Genomic DNA, 23,572 nt, shown 5'->3' with positions numbered 1-23,572 from the left:
TTATTGTTGAGCGTTAAGTACAAATTCGAAATTGTATTTCCCTGAAGGAATTACAAACTGTGGTAAGGTTTCAGACAAGGTTCCATTAACACTCATTTGAATTAAGTTTAAATTCAGTGTATAAAAACCTTGTTCATTTAAATCATAAATATGTTCTGCGTCTTGAATATTTTTTGCGGCATAAGGCCAGATTGAAAACCCAAACGTTGGTAATCCCTGAAATACTAAATTGTTCTTTTTACTTTCTGAAAGTTTTAACCATTTTACTTCAGAGCGATTTCCGTTTTCTTGTGGATAAATGTAGTTGGTAAATAAATCGTCCGTTTTAAAGGTAAACTCATCGACTTCAGCACCTCTTTTTCTATCTCTATAATTTTCATGAGGTCCTTTTCCGTAGAATATTGTTGCTGTGTACGTTTTTGGCACTCCAATCGTCATTCCAAATTTCACTAAACTTGGGAGCGATTCGTTAGCATCCATGCTCATTTTCACGATTAGTCTACCATCACTTAAGAAACGATAATCAATGATAAGCTTGACTTCATTATTAAATGATTGAGATACTTTAATTGTGATTTCATTATCAAGATTACTGTCAATTTCAACGGAATCTATTTTCAATTTATCAATTAAAAATTCCCAGTACGCTCTAGACTTTCTGAAATCCTTACTGCTTGCCCCACGTAAATCATTATCTATAGGTGGACGAAAAAAATCTGGTTTTAATGGCGAAGCTATTTGTTCTCGATTATTGATTTTGAATGAATTCAATTCGCCATTTAATTTTGAAACCGTTGATGAAAATCCTTTTCCTGAGACCATAATTTCTTCTGTTGTTTCTAATGCTGAAACTTTTGATTTAGATTTTGACTTATAGTCACTTGGTAATTCACTAGCTTTTAGAAGCATTTGATCTTTAGCAATTTCGAATCCTTTATTTGCCCAAAAACGATTCTGTTTTTCGTGTACTGAAATACGTATCCAATACTCTAAATTTGATTTAAATTTTACATTTTTTAATGGAATGCTTAATTCTGAAGACGAATTGGGTTTAACATCTACGTCTTTTAAAATTCCAGATTGCAATTCGTTTCCATTTTCAGAAAGTGACCATTTGACTTCATAAGCATTTAAATTGGTGTCATTTAAATGATTAATTGCTGTAAGCCTTCCGTTCTTAATATCGATAGCTGTAAAGTTGAAAGGCTGATGAATATATTTTACTTCCCAAGCGTGTGGATTAGGTTTTCCATCTGGCGAAAACACGCCATTAATACAGAAGTTCCCGGCATTTGGTACATCACCAAAATCGCCACCATAGGCATAGAATTGTTCTCCTTTTTTATTTGTTTTTTCTAATCCTTGATCTTTCATATCCCAGATAAAACCACCAATTAAATTCGGTTTAGAATTAATAAGATCCCAATATTCACCCAAACCTCCAATTGAATTTCCCATAGCATGTGCATATTCGCACATTATAATTGGCCTATTAATGATTGTGCTTTCAGACATTGCTTTTAGCTGATATATTTCTGGATACATTCTACTTAAAACATCAACATATTTAGGGTCATCAGGATTGGCATGTGCTTTCCCTCTAAAAACCTTTTGGCCTTCTTCACCTTCTTTATAATCTGGATGTGTTGGTTGTCCTTGAGCACCTTCATAATGCACAAAACGAGACACATCATAATCTTTTACCCAACCTGCTGCTGCTGCAAAAGCAGGGCCTGTTCCAGCTTCATTACCTAAAGACCATGAAATAATACTTGGATGATTTTTATCTCGGTCTACCATTCGCATTACGCGACTCAATATAGGGATTGCCAAACTAGGTTGTTGAGGTGCATAACTGCCCAAGTGGTGTGTTTCAATATTAGCTTCATCCATGACATATATACCATATTTATCACATAAATCATAGAAATAAGGATCGTTTGGATAATGAGATGTGCGAACTGCATTAAAATTGAATTGTTTCAACAACTTTACATCATCTTCTAAATCCTTTCTTGTTAATGCTTTTCCTCTTTTTGGATGATGATCGTGACGATTAACACCTTTTATTTTAACCGACTTACCATTAATAAGCAATTCGTTTTCTGAACTGAATTCAATTTTTCTAAATCCAATTTTCTGACTTCTAGATTCCACTAACTTTCCTGATGCATCTTTAACATCGAAAACTAAAGTGTATAAATAAGGGGTTTCAGCAGACCATTTTTGTGGGCTTTTAATTTCTGCTTCTAAAAATGCAAATTTGGTAATATCACGTTGAGGCCATCTTTCAAAATGAACATTTTCTATATTACAAGACATTGGTTGCTCTAAAACCTTATTGTTATGTGTATCATATAATTCGGCAGAGATTGTCCATCCTTTTAATTGGTCTTCATTTCCTTTCATCCATAAATGCGGACGGATTTCTAGTTTGGCGTTTTCATGCTTACCATCGAATTCAGTTCTGACAAAAAAATCATTTAAAGAAATTTTTGGTTGTGCTAACAACATCACTTCTCTATGTATACCACTTAATCGCCACATATCTTGATCTTCGAGATAACTGCCATCACTCCATCTAAATACTTGTACAGCAATTCTATTTTGTCCTTCCGTTAAAAAATCTGTTATATCAAATTCGGCTGCTAATCTACTTCCTTGACTGTAACCTACTTTTTTTCCATTTATCCAAACATAAAATGCAGAAGACACACCTCCAAAATGAAGAATTACGGATTGCTCTTTCCAATCTTTAGGAATCGTAAAGTCTCTATAATAACTACCAACAGGATTGTCTCGATATTTTTCTATAAAAGGAAATTGTGGTGGATGCGGCCCCATGTAATTGAAATTCCGCTTTCCGCCATTTTCAATATCTGGTGTAAAGGGATAAATAATATTAGTATAAATCGGTTGACCATAGCCTTGAAGCTCCCAGTTTGAAGGCACAGTCATATCTTTCCACTGATCTGAAGTGCCTGAAAAATCTTTACTTATGAAATCTTTAGGTCTATCCGCAGATTTTTCAACAAAATTAAATTTCCATAATCCATTTAGGGGTTGCATTCTCGAAACATCTCGATTTCCATTTAATGCTTCTTGATGATTGGTAAAAGAATAACTTGGTACGCGAGCACGCAGTTTATTTTGCTCAAACATTAATTCATTCTCCCAATCATTTTGGGAAAAACAGAACTCAATACATAAAACCATCAAAAAAACAATAGAAAATCGAAGTTTCATAATTAAAGTCTTTTGTGTTTATAAAAATAAATAGGATTGATTAAAATACCATAAAACAATTTATCCTAATCCTACCCTTTATTACCCTTCAATGTTTAAATCATTCCGTTATAAACCCTTGTTTGCCTTTTAATCCTGGCTCATCATACTTTTTTAACTGCTTAAACAACTCGGTTTGCATCATATTTGCTATGTCTTTATAGTCCTTATGGTAGTAAAAGTTAATCAACTCATCAGGATCCTTTTCTAGGTCGAACAAATAGGGCTTTTCCTTTTTATCAATAACTAATTTATAACGATCATTTACCGCAGTTACCCACCATCCACCAGATTTGGCGTAATATGTAATTCTATCACTATCGACTACTTTTTTAGTATTTGTAAAATCTTTAGAGGTATCTAAACCATGAAACTTAGCATCAGTTTTGACATTCATTAAGCTTAAAATCGTTGGTGCAAAGTCTACATTTGTATACGCTGTATTAATCACTTTATGGGCTGGTATTTTGTTAGGATAACGAATAACAAATGGAATTCTAGCAGAAGCTTCATAGGGCACACCTTTATTTCTACGGTTATGTTCAAAAAACATATCTCCATGATCTGAAGTGAAAATAATTATAGTGTTTTCCACTAAATTATTATCCTCCAAAAATTTAAGAATTCGACCTACACTATCATCGATATGACTTACCATACCGAAATACTGTTTTAAAGCACTTGTTTCTTTTTTATTCTCAAAAGATTTTGCTCCAATAGTTTCGTTCTTAGTTTTATCTGTTGCCCAAGACGGTTTAATAGCTGTATATTCCGATGCCATTGTTTTTGGTGCTTCAATTTTTAAATCCTTATACATTCTATCATAAGGTGGTCTCGCAACATCTGGCGTATGTGGATCTGGAATGGATAACATCAACGCAAATGGTTTGTTTTTATCTCGTTCTAGAATTTCGAGTGTTTTATTGGTAAAGAAATCTGTTACATGAACGAACTCATCCTTATTTAATTTGGCCGCAACCTTTTCATTAATTCCAGTGATTACAGAACCGTCTTGAGAAAGTTTGAAATAGGGTGCATGTCCACCACGCATCATATAACGGTTATCATCAAAACCTGCTTTATACTTAATATTAAATGTGTATTTCTCATGACCTGCTAAATGCCATTTACCAACGTATGATGTTGCGTATCCTTGAGCTCTTAGAATAGTTGCAAACGTTGGTACATCTTCTCTAATATGAAGCCCATTTTTAGGTGCTCCTGTTGCTTGCGGATATAAACCCGTCATTAATGAAGCACGCGATGGTGTACAAACGGGAGAAGAGGCATAGTAACTCGTGCTAATGGCACCTTCATCTGCCAATCTATCAATATTTGGCGTTGTCGAATTATTCCCTTTTCCCCAAACAAAGGCTTGATCTTCTGTCAATAATTTTTGATAGCAACTTAATGTTCTGAAGTTGTGCTCATCGGTGTGAATGATGATGAGGTTAGGTTTCTTTTTAACGGTTGTTTGAGTTGTTTTATTCCCTTTTTGTGCATTACAAGACAAAAACATGCAACAACAAACGAATAATGATATTTTTAAAAATTTTGAATTCATTTTTTAAGTTTTATATAAGACTAAATCAATTTGACTTATAATTTCAACATTGGTTTAATCTAAAATTTCAAAACAGAATTTGGTGGTAAAGGCACCATATTGTTTTTTCGCCAATCCACTAATTCTACCAATAATTTTGTTGTTAATTCTGGTTGTTCTTCAACGAGATTATGACTTTCTTTTTGATCGTTTTTTAAATCATATAGTTCCAATTTACCATCCGCTAAAAATTGAATTAACTTATAATTTCCTTTTCTAATTACAGAACAAGTACCATGTTTATATTGACTTGCTAAATGCCAAAACAAGGGTCGTTCTTTTAGAGATTTATCATCTGTTTGAAATAAGCTAGTCATTGAAGCACCATCTAATTGTCCATTATAATCTTCAATTTTTGCTAAATCCATTAGCGTTGGAAAAACATCTAACCCCGAAACCGCAACTTCACTTCGTCTTGGTATTACCTTCTTTGGCCAATTCACCAACATTGGTACTTTTATTCCACCTTCGTAAATATCTCCTTTTGCTCCTCTTAATTGCTTATTTGCACTTGCTATTCTATGGTAACCATTATCTGATGTTAAAATAATTATGGTGTTTTCTCTAAGTCCGTTTTTATCTAAATAGTCAATTACGCGTTGTATATTATCATCAACAGATTCTAGCATTGTGGCATATTTTGCCATTAATTCCTTTGCTTTTGCGTTCTTACCAATACCTTGACCTAAAACTGAATCAACAGGTTTAGTCATATATTTTTTATACATCTTTTCACTACGCGACTTAATTGGTCTGTGAACTGCATAAAAATTTAAGTTGATTAAGAAGGGTTCTTTTTTATGAGAATCCATAAACGCAATAGCATCGTCTGTAAGTCTATCGGTTAACCAATTATCGTCTGTTTTTTTGTCTATAAAAGGATTGCTAAATGGTGCCCAATAACCTCCTGCTTCACTTTTATAACCACCTTCTTCAAATCCAGGATCACCTCTAAATGTGCCTCCTACATTTTTTATAAAACCTCTTCCTTCAGGATAATACTGACTGATTTCTGGTTGTTTATGTGCTGCTACCCAACTATAATCTCCAGGTTCTGGTTGTGTCAGTTTTTGATGAAATGGAAACTCCATTGACAATTCTTTCTCTGGATATGGACCAACAATATGCCATTTACCAAGATGAATAGATTTATATCCAGCATCTGCCAAGGGTTCTGCATAGATTGGATGTTCTTTCCCAACTGTCCAACGTGAAAAAATATTTTCTTCCGCTGTTCCCTTTTCAAGAACAGGTACTGTATAAACTCCAGTTCTGAAAGATTGTTTTCCTGTAAAAATTGCAGTTCTTGATGGCGAACATGTGGGATACATATACGCATTATCTAACACTAAACTTTCTTTAGCCAAAGCATCTAAATTAGGTGTTTCAAAATATTTTGAACCGTTAAAACCTACATCAGCATAGCCTAAATCATCCACTAATACAAAGACAATATTTGGTTTTTGAGCTATTTTCGTATGAGAAGGTTTTTCATTTTTACATGAATAAAAAACAATAACAACAAATAGTATCAAATAGTTTTTCATAGCTCTATTTATTTAAAATAATTAGCTTTTCTCCAAATGCCTTACCTAAGCGTTTTTGTCCTTCGGCATTATAATGGACGTTATCCATATGTTTAGGATAATCACTCCAACTCGTATCCGTTGTTGTTTTAACGATATCAACATTTTTATCTGAATTAGCCACATCTTCCATAGCTTTCCGAACCATTGCTGGACCTTTTGCTTTATACTTTCCGTATCTTGAATTTATTTGTCCGATTACAAATGGCATGTTTATAATACCAAATTCATCTCTATAACTTTTAATCAAAATTTTAAGATTCTCTTCGTAAGTTGTTGCACTAATTTCTTTTGCTGCATCGTTTTCCCCTTGCATCCAAGCTAAGCCAATAATTTTATAGGTTTTATTTTGAGTTTCTAATGCTTTCAAATTCTCCTTTATATCTTGGATATGCAAATTGTAAAGCTGAATTTTTTGCTTTTTCTCTTTTTCAACAGCTTTCGCTTTTTCGGCTGTCCAATTTGGGTTCCATGCACCATACAAAGCGGTTCCGCCTTGAGAACGCTTTATCAATAAAAATTCTTGATTTGGATTGTTTTCCGCTAAGGTTAACCCTATAAATATCTCTGGACCAAAGCGTTTTGTAAATTCATATTTTTCTGATGGTTTATTATCGTAATAAGAGAGTGGTTCTACTTTTCCTCCGTTAAAACTTAGTGAAACTCGACTTGAAACTTTTTCAATTCTTTCAATTTCAGAAGCGTTTAAATTATCAAAATTTCCTGCACCTTGCATGTTTGATTGACCAGCTAATAAAACGACGTGTACATCTTTTGAATCCCCAATTTTTGATTTAGAAGCATCTACTTTAGCTGTATTACAACTTGTAAAAATAAATATCACTAGGATAAAAGTGTAGAAATAATTCTTCATGTTTTAGTTTTTAGTTATTTCAACAAAATAGACATCGAAAGGCTTTAATACTGGCGTTTTGCTAACCTCAATTCCATCAATTAGATCTTTGCAAATAATAGCGTCACTTCCATTAAGTGTGATATTTAATGTAGCATCTGATTTTCCAACATTTACCACAGACAACACGTTATTACCTGCTTCATTTTTAATGACTTTCCAAATACAACCTTTAGTACCAATGGCATTTGTTTCTTCAACTTTTACTTCTGGTAAACTATTTTTATCTTTTAAAATGGATAATACTTTGTTCTTGATTTCCAAAACTGAATTCAGCATTAATAAAATTCCTTTTGAAGCTTTTAATTCTAATAAAGCTTGTCCATATTCATCTTTCAACAGACTTTTATTATCTAGGATAACTGTTCCACCGTTATCGAGATAATTCTGAAGTGATTGAAGCTCTTCTTTAGTAACATTAGGAGTATTGTATACAACTACGATATTCCAATTACTGTTATCTTGTTTTTTAATAATATTCTGCGTTACGAAGCCCAAAGGTGTACCTTCAAAATGCAATGCTTCATACATTTTGAATTGATTATCCATATGATTACCATTATTTATGGCAGACGTTTTTGAATAAAACAAACGTATTGGCTTACGTTGTCTTTGCATTGTCATAATAGCTTCAGCATTGGTATTTAAATCTATTAAAGTCATTGCCACTTCGTTAGTGACTCTTGGTTGCTGGTTATTAGACCCTGCATAACCCTTGCCAGCTCTGTCAGTAACTTCACCATCTGCTTTACGAGGCCAAAACCAAATTTGACTTGCTGTCATTCCGTAAGAATGTGCCAACCAAAACGTCGCTCTAGCATAACTTGGATCTAGGTATAAATCTCGAGAACGTACTGTAGATAAGTAGTGTAATTCTGAATTGAAGTTAATTTTATCTGAACTTACAGATTTTAAGAAATCGTAGCCCATGCATAATTCTCGCCACTCAAAAGCATATTTTTTTTGCCATTCATGTGGTTTTCCCCAAGTATACTTGTGGTCTGCACCAGAATCATTACCGATAATGTCACTTAAATCTGTTAGTGCTTCAAAATCGATACCATGAGCTCTCATATTATTTGTCCAAAGATTTGGCATTATCTTTAAATGTACTTTGGCTTCAGGGTCGTGAGTTTTGACTTCATCTTTTAGAAATGTATACCATTCCGTAACCCTATCCATATTAAAAGCTACCCAATCATACCAAATTGGTGTTCCCTTTAAGCTTATATCTAAAGGGATATTGGCTGTTATTGTTTCGAAACTAGTAAAATTTGTTCTCCAGATTCGATTTAGTTCTGAAATACCATGATGCTTATGCTGCAGCCAATCTTTAAACTTAGCAATTGTATATTCTGAAACGGGACCTGAAGCCCAAGGTTTCTTTTTCTTGGTTTTATCGCTGTAGGCATAAAAATGAGGTTCATTACACAACATATAACCCAGTTGTGTGAATTTTTTACCAGCCATTTTAGGAACTACTGCTCCCAATAAATACTTTTGAAGCTCTCTAGCACCAGGATTATCTATATCGTAAGCTGTATAGGTATCTTCACGCATTTTGAAACCTTCTTCATACTTTTTTGTTGTCCAATCAGGAACATTTTTATGGTTCATAAAAATAAAACCAATAGAGCCATCTGCTTTAGAATCTAGTTCATTAATAACTCGTGGGTTAACAGTTCCGTTTGAATCTATAACTTGTGGTGGTGTTAAGAAAAAACCATCTTGATTTCCATGATATTCGTTATACAATTTCCCATCAGGTTTCCAAGTATAATCTGCTAAAAAAACAGGTCTGTTGTTGTAAGTTATTTGGTCTCCTTCAACATTTACTTTGGTCCAATCTACATTTGGACTTGGTTTTCTATAGATTTCTTTTGAAATTAATTTTCTTAAATTACTTTCTGCTTTATCGAGCATTAAGTAGATTTCTTTTCTCTCGAAAGCTGGTAAATCTTGTGCTAGTTTTTCAGCGTCCGCTTTATAAGATGGTACTTTTTTGAAGAATGTTACGTTGGTCTCCACATTTTTTTCATCCCAATTTGCAAATTTTAAAAATATTTCAGCAGTTCTTATAGTTGTTTTTTCTTTTAAAACATCGATTCCTTTTTTTTCTGCTTTTTTAATTAGATTTTGAAGTGTTTCAATTTTATCATTTATACCAGTTGGCACATTTTGAGCTTTACAAGATGTAAAACTTAAAAAAACTACAATTATGAATTTGAAAAGTCTCATCTCTTATTTTTTAAGTCCTTTGTTCTTTTTAAAAACCAATGTCTTTTTTGAAACATCATCTGCTTTCAAGACATTTTTACAATCACCTTCGTAAATATTATTAGTGATTTCAATGTTGTTACAATTAATTAAATCAAACATAAAAGCGTCAGGATATTGCGGTTGTTCAGTGGTTGTTTGTTTGATGGTGTTGTTTTTAATTATTAATCCATCAACACGATCAGCCCAAATAATTCTGTTATCAAAGGTTTCAATGGTGTTGTTTTCGAATAATATATTTCTATCATAAAGCATTGAATCATCAAAAGTTTTACCAAGTCTAGGCGAGACTTTTAAAATCGCATGTTCTGCTCCACCATAAGCACAATGAACAAAACGATTATTCCGTATTACAACATCTTCTACATTGCCGGACTCGTACCAATAGAATGTTTCACCACGTAACATAATTGAAGACATCATTGATGATAAATCATTATCTTCTATAATTATTTTTTTAGGTGTTTTAATGATGATATTTCTCGCTCGATGATCCCTAATAGTATTTCCACGCATTGTAAATGTTGGGTTCCAAGTTTTGTTCTCTAAAATATCTCCTGGTTTGAGGTCTGAAGACAATTCATTTTTAAACGTTAATTCTGTATAAACATCATTAATAACTTTCACCGAAGACACTTTGTTTTCTTCAGCTCTTTGTGGATTAGGGCTTTTAATAAACCAAATTTCATCATCAACTCCCGCAAACTCAAAACCCAATTGCTGGTCGTGTCTTAAAGCAACTCTAACCGTATTTTTATTTAAAACTTTATCAACTTCCACATAAGTTCCATGCACATTGGTTCCATCGTCATACATTCCTTCTAAACGACAATTTTCTATTAGAATATCCCCTTTACAATTTGCAAAATGAGTTGCATCTGCAATAATAGAAATGACTCTATCTGAACTTTCACGAATATAGATTCCACTATTTAGGATATTGATATCTTCAGACCTTTCGAACAAGAATCCCATGCCTAAAGCATGATGAATCACAACGTTGTCAATTGTTATATTTTTTGAATTTCTAACTAAAAAAGCTGGTGCATAACGATTATTTTTTTTATCCCCTTTTGACTGTAAAACAGTTCCTACTCTAGGAAAATGTTTCATGTTTTTATCATAAAAACGTAAATTTCCGTTTGATAATTTTTCTACGTAATTTGGATTTAAAGATATATCCCAAGCACCATAATCGACTGCTTTGGTTTCTTTGTTATGTGACAAAGTACTTCCTAATGCTGTGAAATTAAAATGATTAATTCCAGGGAATTCAATTTGTCCTTTTGTTAGTTTCCAAGAAAAGCCCTCGGTATAAGGTTTTAAATCAAAATATTGTTCTTCCTTATTTACATCAATAACATCACCTTGAAAAGAAAACGGAATATCCCAATCTAAAGTAAGATTACTAATATTGATTTTATTACAACCTTCAAATACAAAAGGTGCAGTTTGCCCTCTAAATATAAATTCTGAACCATTGCCTTCTATTTCAACTGAATTAAAACCTTCAAAATTGAAAATTACTTTCTTAAAACCGTTACCATGATTGGTAATATGCATGTATTTACCAACTGCGTAATCAGTAAGAAATTTATAATTACCTTTTTCAAAAACAAGTTTTATATCTTTTCCTTTAGAATTTTCAATGACTTCACGAATTGTCATTGTCATGTCTCCATCTGTATGCTTTATATGGATGACTTCGGCGGCATTTGAAGTACATGATATTAAAAATCCAAATAATACGATTAATGTTATCTGCTTAATTTTTTTCATATTGATTTTTATAAATTAACACCACTTCCTTGTAAAGAAGCATCATGACCCCACATAATCATCCATGGGTCTTTCGTTTTGGTTTGAAAGGCTTTCATTTTACCTTTCATAGTATTTAAAATGTCTTGGAAAGAAGCGTTAGTAGCTAAATTATTCGACTCATTCGGATCTTTACTTAAATCGTAGAGTTCAAATTCTGCTCTAAACAAATAGTCTTTCACTGTTTTTGGTCCAAAAAATTCTATATTATTTCTGTAAATGGCTTGCCAAGTTGAAGATGCCCACAAATCTGAAGCAAAAGGATATTCTAATCGATAAGCAATATTCCAAATGAGTTTATAGTTTTCACTTCTTACAACACGCATTGGGTAATACATAGTAATTTCATGAAAGGTATGTGAGGCATATATCTCATTCCAACCTTCAAACTTTTCTTTTCCCATGATATCATAAAATGAATGCCCATGGAATTTATTGGCATCAAAATCAACCTTTGCCATATCAAGAATCGTAGGTGTTAAATCTACCCATGAAATCATAGCATTACTCGTCAATCCTTTACTATTCTTTGTCGGATCTTTAATGATACATGGTAACTTAATTCCAGGTTCATAAACTGTAGTTTTAGCTCCTGGAAAGGCCATTCCGTTATCAGAAATATAAAAAACAATAGTATTATCTGCTTTCCCTGTTTCTTGCAACATTTGCATTAATTTTCCAAAACCTTGATCAATTCGAGATATGCTTTGGTAGTACTCGGCAATTTCTTCTCTTGTCTGTTTCGTGTCAGGTAAAAAGGCTGGCACAAGAACATCTTCAGGGTTGTAAGTAATAGTTTCAACATCTTTATAACCTTCTTTTTTATTTCCAAAACTATTTGGTGTATCCCATGGGTCCGGTTCAAAAGGATGGCCTCTGTGGGGGTCATCCGTACAGAAATATAAAAAGAAGGGCTTGTCTGATTTTAATACATCAGCACATTGCTCTGCCATTTCAACCGTATTTCTTGGATCTGCTTCTAAAACTTGGTCAAAATGATATACTTTTTCTGGTGCCACATGATATTTACCTATGCGTGCTGTTTCATACCCTGCTTTACTTAATAGTACTGGAAGTGATTTGATAGTATCATATGTGCTGAAATGATGATAGTCATGCACATGACCATAAGAGCCGGTAGCATGACCAAATTTTCCTGAAAGTATTACAGAACGACTAGCAGCACAACTGGCACTGGTACAGTATGCATCCGTAAATACGATACCTTCATTTGCTAACTTATCTAAATTTGGCGTTTTTATAACTGGATTACCATATGCACCTATTGCGTCGGTACCATGGTCGTCAGAAACAAAAAGAATAATATTTGGTCTATCAGTAACATTAGTATTATTTTCTGCTACTTCCTTTTGTTTCGTATCACAACTATTTAAACTGATAATAGTTACAAGTACTACTATTTTGACGATGTATGTTTTCATATTTTTCTATTAAATATCAGTCAATCTTATTTTAATTCGTTTTCCAGTTCAATATCTATAAAACGAAAACCTCCTAAGGGAATATCTATTTCAACTTCAGAGTTTACATTAGGTTTAAACTCTTCATTGTTTAAGATATCTTTGATTTTTACTACTTTAATACTATTAATTTTAACCGATGCAGTAGCTTTCTTCGGATTAATATAGCCATTTTCGACAATTGTTAAACGTAAATGTTTTGGTGAAATTTGTGCAACTACCCATCCCACATTACCAGAAACAGTCAATGGTAACAAAACAGCACTATCTTCAATATCTTTTTCAATTACCTTGTAATAATCACTAGGTTTATAAGTGGTCTTACCATCTGCGGACATATAATTCTTACCATCTGAATAATATTCTTTTAATTTACCTTTGTACCATGGGTTAATATTTTCTTCCAACGGTTTTCTAACGGCATCTTTATCTACAAATACACCATTTTGTGTCGGAGTAATTAAAACCATTCCGTTATTATATTTTGGAATAAAATTTAAACGTCGTTCATTTGCTCCGGCAGCATATCTTGAAAAATCCCATTTAGTTAAAGGAGCTCCTGGCCATGTGCCATTTAACCTACTAAAAGCAAAATCATCTAGATTATCTCCATCCTTCTTGAAAAAGGTCAACCATTTTACATTACTTGAACTTTTTAAATATTCTTCATTAGGGTTGTTAATACTTAAGTGTACAGGCGAAAAACTTAAAATATCAGAGCGTTCTGGTACGTATAGTGCACCTTCAGCTATTAGATCCCATAGTAAACTCATATATTCTTGATCGACTGGAAAGTTATCAATGTACTGTGCACCACTAGATATTGAATACACCATGGTTCTTAAAAAATGGTTGGGTAGCGTTTGATTTGAATGTTGACGCAAACGATCAAAACTAACGTTATCTCTAGCACAACGTGCTCCCCAACTATCAACAGAGCCACTTGCCCAAAGTCCCAATCGAGATGTAAAACTAAGTTCCATAGATTTATCTGTAGTTTCTTCCATTGCTGGAACAAATACGTTTGCATATTTACCAGCAACTAAAGGTTCCCACATTGGCATATATACATCAGCTTGCCAAAACAAATGCTTATTACGCATGTACAAATTACCATTTCGGGTTGAAGCATAATTTGCTAAAGGCCAATACATTTCATTCATCACAAAATTAAACTCTTCTGAAGAATCAACTACTTCTGGATAAATTAATACTGTTTTATTTCCATTGGCAAAATCCATACCTTTCATAGTGGTTGAAACTTGATACATAAATGGATCATTACCATGTCCTCCCCAATACGAAATACCTTTACCATTAGACTTTTGATGCTTTTTCTCTATTATATCTAAAACATCATTTTGAGATAGTATATATTTCATTCTACCATCTCGCTTATTTTTATAGATCTCACTTGTCATAGTAGAACGATCCCAATTTTCTTTATCAAAGTTTCCTCCATTTAAAAATATTGGATTGCTATATTTCGCTTCAATCCTTTCAATAGCTTCTGCTGCACCTTGTTTCTTTCTGTTTTCAGACATAAAATAGACTGGAGCTGATTCTTTTTGATAAGATGGTTTTTTATAGCCTTTTAAATTCTGTTTGATTTCTGCTGAATTAGTCAGTATCTCCTGTATTTTTCCTGGTGGATTTAATTTTTTATAACCGTTTTTCCATTCTTTATTACTAAAATTAATAATATGAATGGCACTGCCACCACTTTGTGCACTTGCTAATATTACTTTGTTAGAATTAGGATCTTTAAACATATCATTAAAAGAAAACCGTGTTGGTATTACTTCGGCAGCAGCTTGTGGTTCTCCTATATTTGAAATAATAATATTACTTCCAAATAAAGACATATACGCGGGTTTACCATTATTATCAATAACTTCTGGCTGAATAACACGATACATACCTCTCTTTAGTGAAGCCTTATCTTTAGCTTTATTTAAATCTTGAACACTTTGTTTATTAGGAGATTTTGTGTCAATAATACGGAAAGTCATTCCTTTTGCTTGAGCTCCAGTTCGGCCTAATAAAATTTCACTACTCCCATCAGAATTAGCATCAACTACTCTTAAATCGCCATATGGTCCACGTTTTTGTACACTAACAGTTTCAAATGGCAGCTTTTCCAAAGGATTAAATAAATAGATTGACCCATCCCCATTCATACTATTCTGAACACCATGAACAATTAAAATATCTTTTCCATTAAGCTTTCCTGGCCTTAGAAAATTTGTTATGTGCAAACCTGAAGGTGGCAATTCTTTATGTGATTTGCCAAATGGTTTTTCTATAGAATATGTTTTTGAAGGTATTTCGCTTACCATTTCTCCTTTTGGTGACACATAGTAGAAACTGTTATCATATCCTCCACAAACCACATAAGCTTCGTTCTCTTTATTTATAACACATACGGAATACATTGGTGCATCATTCTGCTTAAATTGCCAGAGTAACTTCCCTTTGTTATCTAAGCAATATACAGTGCCATCTGCATTGGCTGCGATAATTTCATCATTACCATCATTATTAATATCAGCAGCCCAAATATCATGATTCATAAAACCAGATAATTCGTTTTTCCATAGTGTTTTTCCATCTAAAGAAATCCCTAAAATAGTACCTTCGTAGCTACTGGCTACTACGTAAGTTTTATTCTGGTTTTGTGCAGTACGCACTTTTGAAATTGTAAACCCTGTTTCAATACTATAAACAGCAAATTTATGTACTTCGTCGTTAGATGGCTCAACTTGAGTTGATGCACAATTAATGCTTAAAAACAAAATGAGTATTGTTATTGGAAATTGAATTAGATTCGTATTCATAGAATAAATGGTGTTAATATGCATTTTAATTATTAATAGTAAATTAAGGTCTTTAATTAAAATTAAATGTATTTCAGAATATATTATATGTATTCTTAAGTAAACATGTTATAATTCCAACCACACTTTAAATCTATTATTAGATGTTATCTAAAATCAAAATTACATACCAAGTTTATTGGTCTTTATAGATTCATTAAGAAATTTAATTCTGAAATTACTAACTAGATTCGTGGTTTTTTCTAGTTTCGGCAGCATATTTACCTGGAGAAATATTATATTTTTCCTTGAATATTTTTGTAAAATGGGTACGGCTCTTAAAACCGGTCATTGCATAAACTTCATTAACAGAGAGTCCTTTTTGTGCAAGAAATTCTGCTGCTTTTTTTAGTCTGTACATTTTCAAGAGTTCAAAAGGAGTTTTATCAGTCAATACTTTTACTTTTTGATAAAAATGGGTGCGATTTAAATAGAGTTCTTTGGCTAAACTGTTGAGGTTAAAATCCTGATTATCGAGATTCTCTTCAATGAGACTGTATAGTTTTTCTAGAAATGCATTATCATTTCTGTTATTCTTATTGTTTTCCTTAGTCAATGGTATTCCAACCTGATAGCGTTCGCGGAGTTGTTTACGATTGGTAAGCAACGCCTCAACATTAGTGACCAATTGCTGTACGTTAAATGGTTTTTTTATATAAGCATCAGCTCCATCTCTAATGCCTTGAACATGATCCTTTATGTTGGTTAAAGCCGTTAGTAAAATAACAGGAATATGACTTGTTTTTAAATTTGATTTTATACTAATACATAACTCTAAACCATTAAGTTCAGGCATTTGAACATCACTAATTACAAGATCTGGCCATTCATCTTCCATTGCATCAATACATTCCTGGCCATTCCTAAAGTTTTTAATGATAAAGTACTTTGAAAGTACTTCTGATACAAAATTTCTCATTTCTAAATTATCTTCAGCATAGAATATCAGTGATTTAGTAAATTCACCACTTACTTCTATAGTAGAAGGAGTAAAACTTTCAATAAATTGATTATCAATTTCAACCTCTTCCTCTTTTGGTAATACTAATTCTTCAAGTTTGTCTGATGCTAAGTGTTTTTTAACAACTGGCAACCGCACCGTGATTATAGTATTCTTACCAAGTTCACTTTTAGCATTAATAAATCCGTAATGCATTTCAACTAATCTTTTAGAAAATGCCAAACCTATTCCAGATCCGCCTATATGTTCAGTTTTCTTTTTATATGACTGATAAAATCGTTCAAAAACATGTGGTAAATCTTCTTCCTCTATACCTTGCCCTGTATCTGAAACTGTAACGATTAAATCTTTGTTGTCACTTTTATAATTTATAGTAATTGTATCATTTGTTCGTGTATATTTAAAAGCATTATTTAATAAATTATTTAAAATTTTTCCCAATTTATCTTTATCTGCAGCTATAATAATGGGGGTTTCACCACCATCAATTATAAGTGATTTATTATCTGTTTTAGCTAAAAATTTGAAGTCTTCAACAAGCTCAAGAATAAAATTATCAAAATTAAAACGAGAGTATTCCATTTTTAAAAGGTTTGCATCTGCACGTCTAAAGTCTTGGACTTGATCAATCAATTGTTGAATTTTTTTTGATTGACGCTGCATAAGTTTCAACTTACTAGTTACATCAGCATTACCCTTAAACCTATCTGATAAGATGTTGATAGGGCCTGAAATTAAAGTTAATGGTGTTTTTATTTCATGTGAGATATTAGAAAAGAAACGTAATTTTTCTTCATTAACTTCTTTTACATTATTAACTGCTAACTTCTCAATTTCTACTTTATAGTTTAACGCCTGGATTTTAAATAGTCCACGACCTATAATATAAGTCAATAAAACACCTAAAAGAGTGTAAATAAAGTAAGCTAATTTTGTGTTCCAAATGGAAGGTTTAATTATTATTTTTAATTGCTTAGGTATCGTCCATTCATCTAAAGAGTTAGATGCCATTACATTAAATTCATAATCACCTGGTTGAAGCCCACTATATTGAATTGTGTTCTGACCTGAAGGAACTTCAATCCATTCTTTATTTAAGGGTAATAATCTATATTTTAAGTTATGATTTGCTGGATTTGAGTAATGCAAACTAATTAGATCGATTGAAAACACATTTTCGTCATGTTTTAGTATAATTTCATCTAATTCGTTTAAACTCCTTTTTAGTAAAACTCTTCCATCAATGGTATCTCCTAAAACGATTGTTTTATTATATATTTTAAAGTTTTCGAATTGAAGTAATGGTAAGTCTTCAGTATTTGCAATTTCATTAGGATTAAAATAGCAAAGACCATCTAAACCAGATAATACAATAATTCCATTATCCATCCTCTTTGCAGCAAACCAGAAATCTTCAAATGGTAGTCCGTCGGATTTATGAAACTTTTTAAATTTTTTATCTATAGTATTAAATTTATTCAATCCAATATTGGTGGCCACCCATAGATTATTTTCATTATCAAATGAAATACTTTTAACCACGTTATTAGACAATCCGTTTTTTTCGGTAAAAGCTATAAATTCAGGTTTCGTATCACTCTTTAAAACTTTACAAATACCACCTCCCTCAGTACCAATCCATAATTCTTCATTAGGCATTCTTAAGATTGAAGTAACAAAATTGCTAGAAATGGAATGTTCGCTTGTTTTATCAATTATATATTGATTTATTTCTAGTTTCTCAATGGGTTTATTTATTTCATTATATACCCTAAATAGACCATCTGACCCTGTACCAACCCAAACATAATCATACAGTGGATCGGCATAGACATATCGAGCAAGCGTCAATTCATTATTCTTAAAAAAATTATTAGTATTGAGAGATTCTACCTGCGTTACAACATCAAATTTATTTATTGATATTTTATAAACGTCATTATTTGTCCCAATCCAAATATTTCCAAATTTATCTTCTGAAAAGGAGCGAATGGCAATCTCATTGGGATTAGAAATATTTGGAAATGGAATCTTTTCAAATTTTTTCGAATTTTTCTTAATTCGATGCAACGCTTTTTCATCATTGATTCTTATCCAAGTGTTATGCTTCGAATCAACAAATACCGCTGAAATTGATAAGTCTGAACTCTTTGGTAATTTAAATGGTAACGGTTCAAATTTTTCATTTTGCGTATTAAATAATGCCAATCCACCAAAATTTGCAGATAAAAAAACGCGATTATCATCAAAAGGAGCAATATGAGTGATGCTGTTTGTTTGTAATCCTAAATCATAATCCATATCCGTATTATAACTATGAAAAGGATTCTTATTAATTTTAAACTGATACAAACCTTCGTTAAAGGTTGCAAACCAACAACTATTTCTAGAAGTTTTAAGAAAACCGCTACCTCTTAAAATTTTAAGACCATCATTGAATTTTGTAAGTTTAAAAGGAGTTTTTTTTATAATTGCATCTATGTTATCGATATGAATAATACCTTCATTTAACTCACTTAACCATAAATTACCTAAGGTATCCAACATGGCATTATTAAAATGGTAAGTGTTCAATATTTTCTCTTTAACAGTAAAGGAGTAAGAATTGTTAATAGCATTAAATTCAATAATGGCAATACCTTTGAATAGCGTAGCCAGAACCGTATGATTATCAATTTTAATAATTGATTTACTATGATTTATGTCAATATCTGATATTTTCTGAAAGTATTCAGTTTCAGAATTGAAAAGTATTAGACCTACAGATGTAGAAAAGATATAATTTGAATTTTCTAAGTATATTCCGTTGTAAAATTTTACGTAGGCGTTAGTTACATTCGTTGGTTGTGAATAATTTTTAATTAAAGAATAGTCTTTGTTAAAGACAAGGATTCCATTATTTTCGGTAATGGCTAAGATAAATTTGTTTTCTTCTGTAATAATTATTTTACGAATAATAGGCCCACGTGCACCTTTTCCAGATAGTTTATTGGAGTAGATTTTTTTGAACTTTTTTTGCGAATAATTGAAAATAGTAATCCCCTCATCAGTACCAATCCAAATATTTCCATTTTTATCTTCACTTAACGCTCTGATACGGTTGCTTGTTAAAATATCGTTATCTAACGTATTTTTATAAGTATCTAGATGATATCCATCATATTTGTTAAGTCCGTCGTAAGTACCAAACCATAGATAACCCTTAGAATCTTCAAGAATGGAAGTAACCCCATTGTGTGCTAACCCATCAGAAATATCAATCTTTTTAGAATACTCGAGTTCAGTATTTTGGGCATATAATCCACTCCATGTGAAAATTAATAGTAATAAAAATGTATAAATTCTTTTTAACATCTGAGGTTAATCTAAAAAATAACGCTAATCATATTGTTTATGCTTTTATAGTATATAAGCTATTAGGTATCTAAAATAGGTATTATACTATTGATTTGTATGTACATTTTATAAAAGTATTGATTTTTAATAAATTTTGAGTAGTTGAATTTTATTTTTTTCTTTTATTATTGACTTGATAATAGTAATCACAATCTAAACATGTTTCAATTACAGGAACTAAGAAACAATAACAGGGGAAAAGTAAAATTTTATTTTTTTGGATTCCAATTTATTTTATTAAAAAATATAAATGAGAAATACGTTTTCCAATGAAAAATGTCTATTAGATATAAGTATTTTGAAAGTTAATTAGCTTAATATACGGGCATTATTGAAATAGAATAACTCTTACTACGCTCGAGTTATTTCCAGTTCAACAACACTTGAATCATCATCATTAAATTTGATTTATTCAGCAAATCAAATTAATTCAATCTGTAGTAAATTATATGTATTTGTATTATCTTTAGACCAAGATTGAGGTTAATTGAAAACAATCTAGTATAATATAAAAGGTCGTTATTCGACTATCAAATATCATTTCAGTTTATAAAACACTGTAAAAAAGATACTTACAAGACAGGTTTGAATCCTGTCGAGGTCACTTTAAGCATAAAACCTGTAATTGAAAAATTGCAGGTTTTCTTATTTTTGAATGATTGAAGTGTAACTTCAGAATCAAGAAAAAATAATAAAAGCGGTAACGCTTTGCGTTACAGTTTTATATTTACAGAAGAGAGTTTATTCAGGAAATGTAATCCTGTCGAAGGTAATCCTGTATAATAAAGCATAAACTCTGCATTTTGCGTTTTGTCATTGTGTTATTTTCAATCCTGAACAGTCGGGTGGAGCTTTATCAGTAATGGCGAAGCCAATCCTGTAACATGAAACAAAATCAAGCTCACTTGAATATACAAGTTTAGATTTTTTATTTTCAATCTCGAACAGTTGGGAGGAGCTTTGTCAGGATGATTGAAGGTTGTTCTTCAATTTACAGAATAACAATTAAACATAGTTAAGTTAAGTCGTTTTAATACTAGTTCCTTCACTCGGCATCGCTTCAAAAGCAGTAAGTTTGATGTTGTATTTATCAAAATAGGCTTTCGAGGCTTCTTTGATAAAAGAGGCTACAGCATCTTGATGAATTATATTTATGGTACATCCACCAAAACCACCACCCATCATTCTGGCCCCAATTACTTCATCATAGTCTTTAGAAAAATCAACCAGAAAATCTAATTCAGGGCAACTCACTTCATATAAATTCTGTAAGCCATCATGAGTCCGATACATGTTTTCACCGAGCTTATGTAAAAGTGATTTTTTTAATGCTGCTACTGTGTTTAAAACACGTTCTTTTTCTTCAACAACATAAGTGCATCTTTTGAAAATAACCTCAGAAAGTTCGTCTTTAAATTCATTTAATAGGTCTTTAGAAACATCACGTAAAGAATGTACTTCTGGATATTTTTTCTTAATAATTTTCACACCCTCTTCACATTGACTTCTTCTGATATTATATTCTCCGGAAGCCAAATTATGTGACACATTTGTATTTAAAAGTAGAATTTTAAAGGGTTCTATTTTAATAGGGACATATTCAAAATCTAAAGATTGGCAATCGAGAAGAATCACATGGTCTTTTTTGCTCATAACAGATGCGAATTGATCCATGATACCACATTTGGTTCCTACATAATTATGCTCTGCCCGTTGAGACAATTCTACAATGGTTAGTTTTGATAACTTCAAATCAAACAATTCATTCAAGCCAAAAGCCAATCCACATTCTAAAGCAGCTGATGAACTTATGCCCGAACCGACAGGGATGTCACTATCTAAAACGCAATCAAACCCTTGTAATTTATCTGAAAGTTGTTGTATTTCATAAATAACACCCAACACGTAATTTTCCCATTGCTTTTCGCTTTTTGCTACTGCATCTAGCTCAAAACTAAAACCTGTATTAAAGTTATTACTATGGATATTACACGTGTTTAAGCTTCCGTTTTTATTAAATTTAAACTGTATTTTTTTATCAATAGCTGTGGGTAAAACAAAACCATGATTATAGTCTGTGTGTTCTCCAATAATATTTATTCTTCCAGGAGAATCTATAATTAAATCCCAATTACTTGCATTAAATTCTATTTCTTTCATATCCTTGAATGAAGTTTAAGTGTTTACTATTTGGTTCTTTGTTTATAAATAAATACAAAACCTTTGTTAATGAATCCCTTGATAAGGTCTATAATGATTTTAATTTTTCGGCTGCAGATTCAGCAGTAATATCACGTTGAGCCATGGCAAACATTTCATAACCAACCATGAATTTTTTTACCGTTGCAGATCTTAACAATGGCGGATAAAAACTCATATGCCAATGCCATTCTTTATAATAGGCTCCGTCTGTCGGTGCTTGATGTATCCCAGAAGAATAAGGAAAAGAAGTGTCAAAAAGAGCATCATACTTTTGTGTAAGTGTTTTTAATTGCTCTGCAAAATCTAATTTTTCTTTATCCGTTAACCCTAATATGTTTGCCATTTTTCGTTTTGGTACAATCATAGCTTCGTAAGGCCAAACGGCCCAAAAAGGAATTAAAGTTACAAAACTTTCATTTTGCGAGATCACTCTAACATCTTCTTTTAATTCTTGCTCTATATAATCTTGTAATAATCCCGAACCCTTTTTTTCTAAATAGTTCTTTTGTGCATTTGTCTTTTTTTCAACTTCTGTAGGAATGGAATGTTGTGCCCATACTTGCCCATGTGGGTGTGGATTGCTACATCCCATAATGGCACCTTTATTTTCAAATATTTGCACATAGTTTATATCCTCAGTATTCCCTAGTTCCGTAAACTCGTTTTGCCAAGTTTCAACTACTTTCACCAAATCAGCTATTTCCATATCTGGAATGGTTAGTGAATGATTCGGAGAAAAACAGATCACTTTAGAAATTCCTTTTTCACCTTCCGCATGAAGCAACCCTTCTTTATATTCAAATAGAGGAGTGTCTTCTAAAAGTGCTCCGAAATCATTTTTAAAAACATAAGTATTTTTATAATCTGGATTAACTTCACCATTAATTCTGGTATTAGTAGGGCACAGGTAGCATTCAGGGTCGTAAGGTATTGCCTCTTTTTTAGTAGAAGTTTCTGTTTTACCTTGCCATGGTCTTTTGGTTCTGTGTGGTGAAACTAACACCCATTCTCCAGTTAAAATATTATAACGACGATGCGGATGTGTTTTTAATTGTGATGACATATTTCTATCTTATTAAATTGTTTTACGCGTAAATAATACTTAAGTCAATAGCAAACTCCATATTAGAGTAAAAAAGATGCTATTTCCACTTCTAAATGAAAAGAAGTAAAA

11 protein-coding genes are annotated in these 23,572 nt (G+C 32.0%); all 11 read right to left on the bottom strand.

Annotated features, from left to right (window positions below; genetic code table 11):
- Entirely contained in the window at nucleotides 1-3,246 is a 3,246-nt protein-coding gene (locus D3P13_RS14985; protein ID WP_117883676.1) for a glycoside hydrolase family 2 TIM barrel-domain containing protein, read from the bottom strand.
- A gap of 100 nt (nucleotides 3,247-3,346) precedes the next feature.
- A complete protein-coding gene (locus D3P13_RS14980) occupies nucleotides 3,347-4,849 on the bottom strand; it encodes a sulfatase family protein (protein WP_117883675.1) in 1,503 nt (500 codons plus the stop codon).
- Nucleotides 4,850-4,908: 59 nt separating this feature from the next.
- Entirely contained in the window at nucleotides 4,909-6,435 is a 1,527-nt protein-coding gene (locus D3P13_RS14975) for a sulfatase (protein WP_117883674.1), read from the bottom strand.
- A gap of 4 nt (nucleotides 6,436-6,439) precedes the next feature.
- Nucleotides 6,440-7,348 (bottom strand): sialate O-acetylesterase, encoded by a 909-nt coding sequence (locus D3P13_RS14970; RefSeq protein WP_117883673.1) that lies wholly within the window; start codon nucleotides 7,346-7,348, stop codon nucleotides 6,440-6,442.
- Nucleotides 7,349-7,351: 3 nt separating this feature from the next.
- A complete protein-coding gene (locus tag D3P13_RS14965; protein ID WP_117883672.1) occupies nucleotides 7,352-9,625 on the bottom strand; it encodes an alpha-amylase family protein in 2,274 nt (757 codons plus the stop codon).
- Nucleotides 9,626-9,628: 3 nt separating this feature from the next.
- The gene (locus D3P13_RS14960) at nucleotides 9,629-11,443 is read right to left on the bottom strand and encodes an alpha-1,3-galactosidase-related protein (RefSeq protein ID WP_117883671.1); all 1,815 of its coding nucleotides are present in this window, start codon (nucleotides 11,441-11,443) and stop codon (nucleotides 9,629-9,631) included.
- A gap of 8 nt (nucleotides 11,444-11,451) precedes the next feature.
- On the bottom strand, nucleotides 11,452-12,924 hold the full coding sequence (locus tag D3P13_RS14955; RefSeq protein ID WP_117883670.1) for a sulfatase family protein: 1,473 nt from the start codon (nucleotides 12,922-12,924) through the stop codon (nucleotides 11,452-11,454).
- Between the two features lie 26 nt (nucleotides 12,925-12,950).
- Complete coding sequence (locus tag D3P13_RS14950) at nucleotides 12,951-15,800, bottom strand: PQQ-binding-like beta-propeller repeat protein (RefSeq protein WP_157972928.1); 2,850 nt, start codon at nucleotides 15,798-15,800, stop codon at nucleotides 12,951-12,953.
- Between the two features lie 220 nt (nucleotides 15,801-16,020).
- Nucleotides 16,021-20,154: a hybrid sensor histidine kinase/response regulator transcription factor gene (locus D3P13_RS14945; RefSeq protein WP_117883668.1), complete on the bottom strand. Its 4,134-nt coding sequence runs from the start codon at nucleotides 20,152-20,154 to the stop codon at nucleotides 16,021-16,023.
- Between the two features lie 1,062 nt (nucleotides 20,155-21,216).
- On the bottom strand, nucleotides 21,217-22,356 hold the full coding sequence (gene galK / locus D3P13_RS14940) for a galactokinase (RefSeq protein WP_117883667.1): 1,140 nt from the start codon (nucleotides 22,354-22,356) through the stop codon (nucleotides 21,217-21,219).
- 88 nt (nucleotides 22,357-22,444) lie between these two features.
- Complete coding sequence (locus D3P13_RS14935) at nucleotides 22,445-23,461, bottom strand: UDP-glucose--hexose-1-phosphate uridylyltransferase (RefSeq protein ID WP_117883666.1); 1,017 nt, start codon at nucleotides 23,459-23,461, stop codon at nucleotides 22,445-22,447.
- Between the last annotated feature and the right edge of the window lie 111 nt (nucleotides 23,462-23,572).

This window comes from Aureibaculum luteum, from assembly GCF_003449015.1.
In the GTDB taxonomy this organism is placed as follows: domain Bacteria; phylum Bacteroidota; class Bacteroidia; order Flavobacteriales; family Flavobacteriaceae; genus Aureibaculum; species Aureibaculum luteum.
Note: the sequence above shows the minus strand (reverse complement) of the source record. Positions and strands in the feature narration are given on the sequence as shown.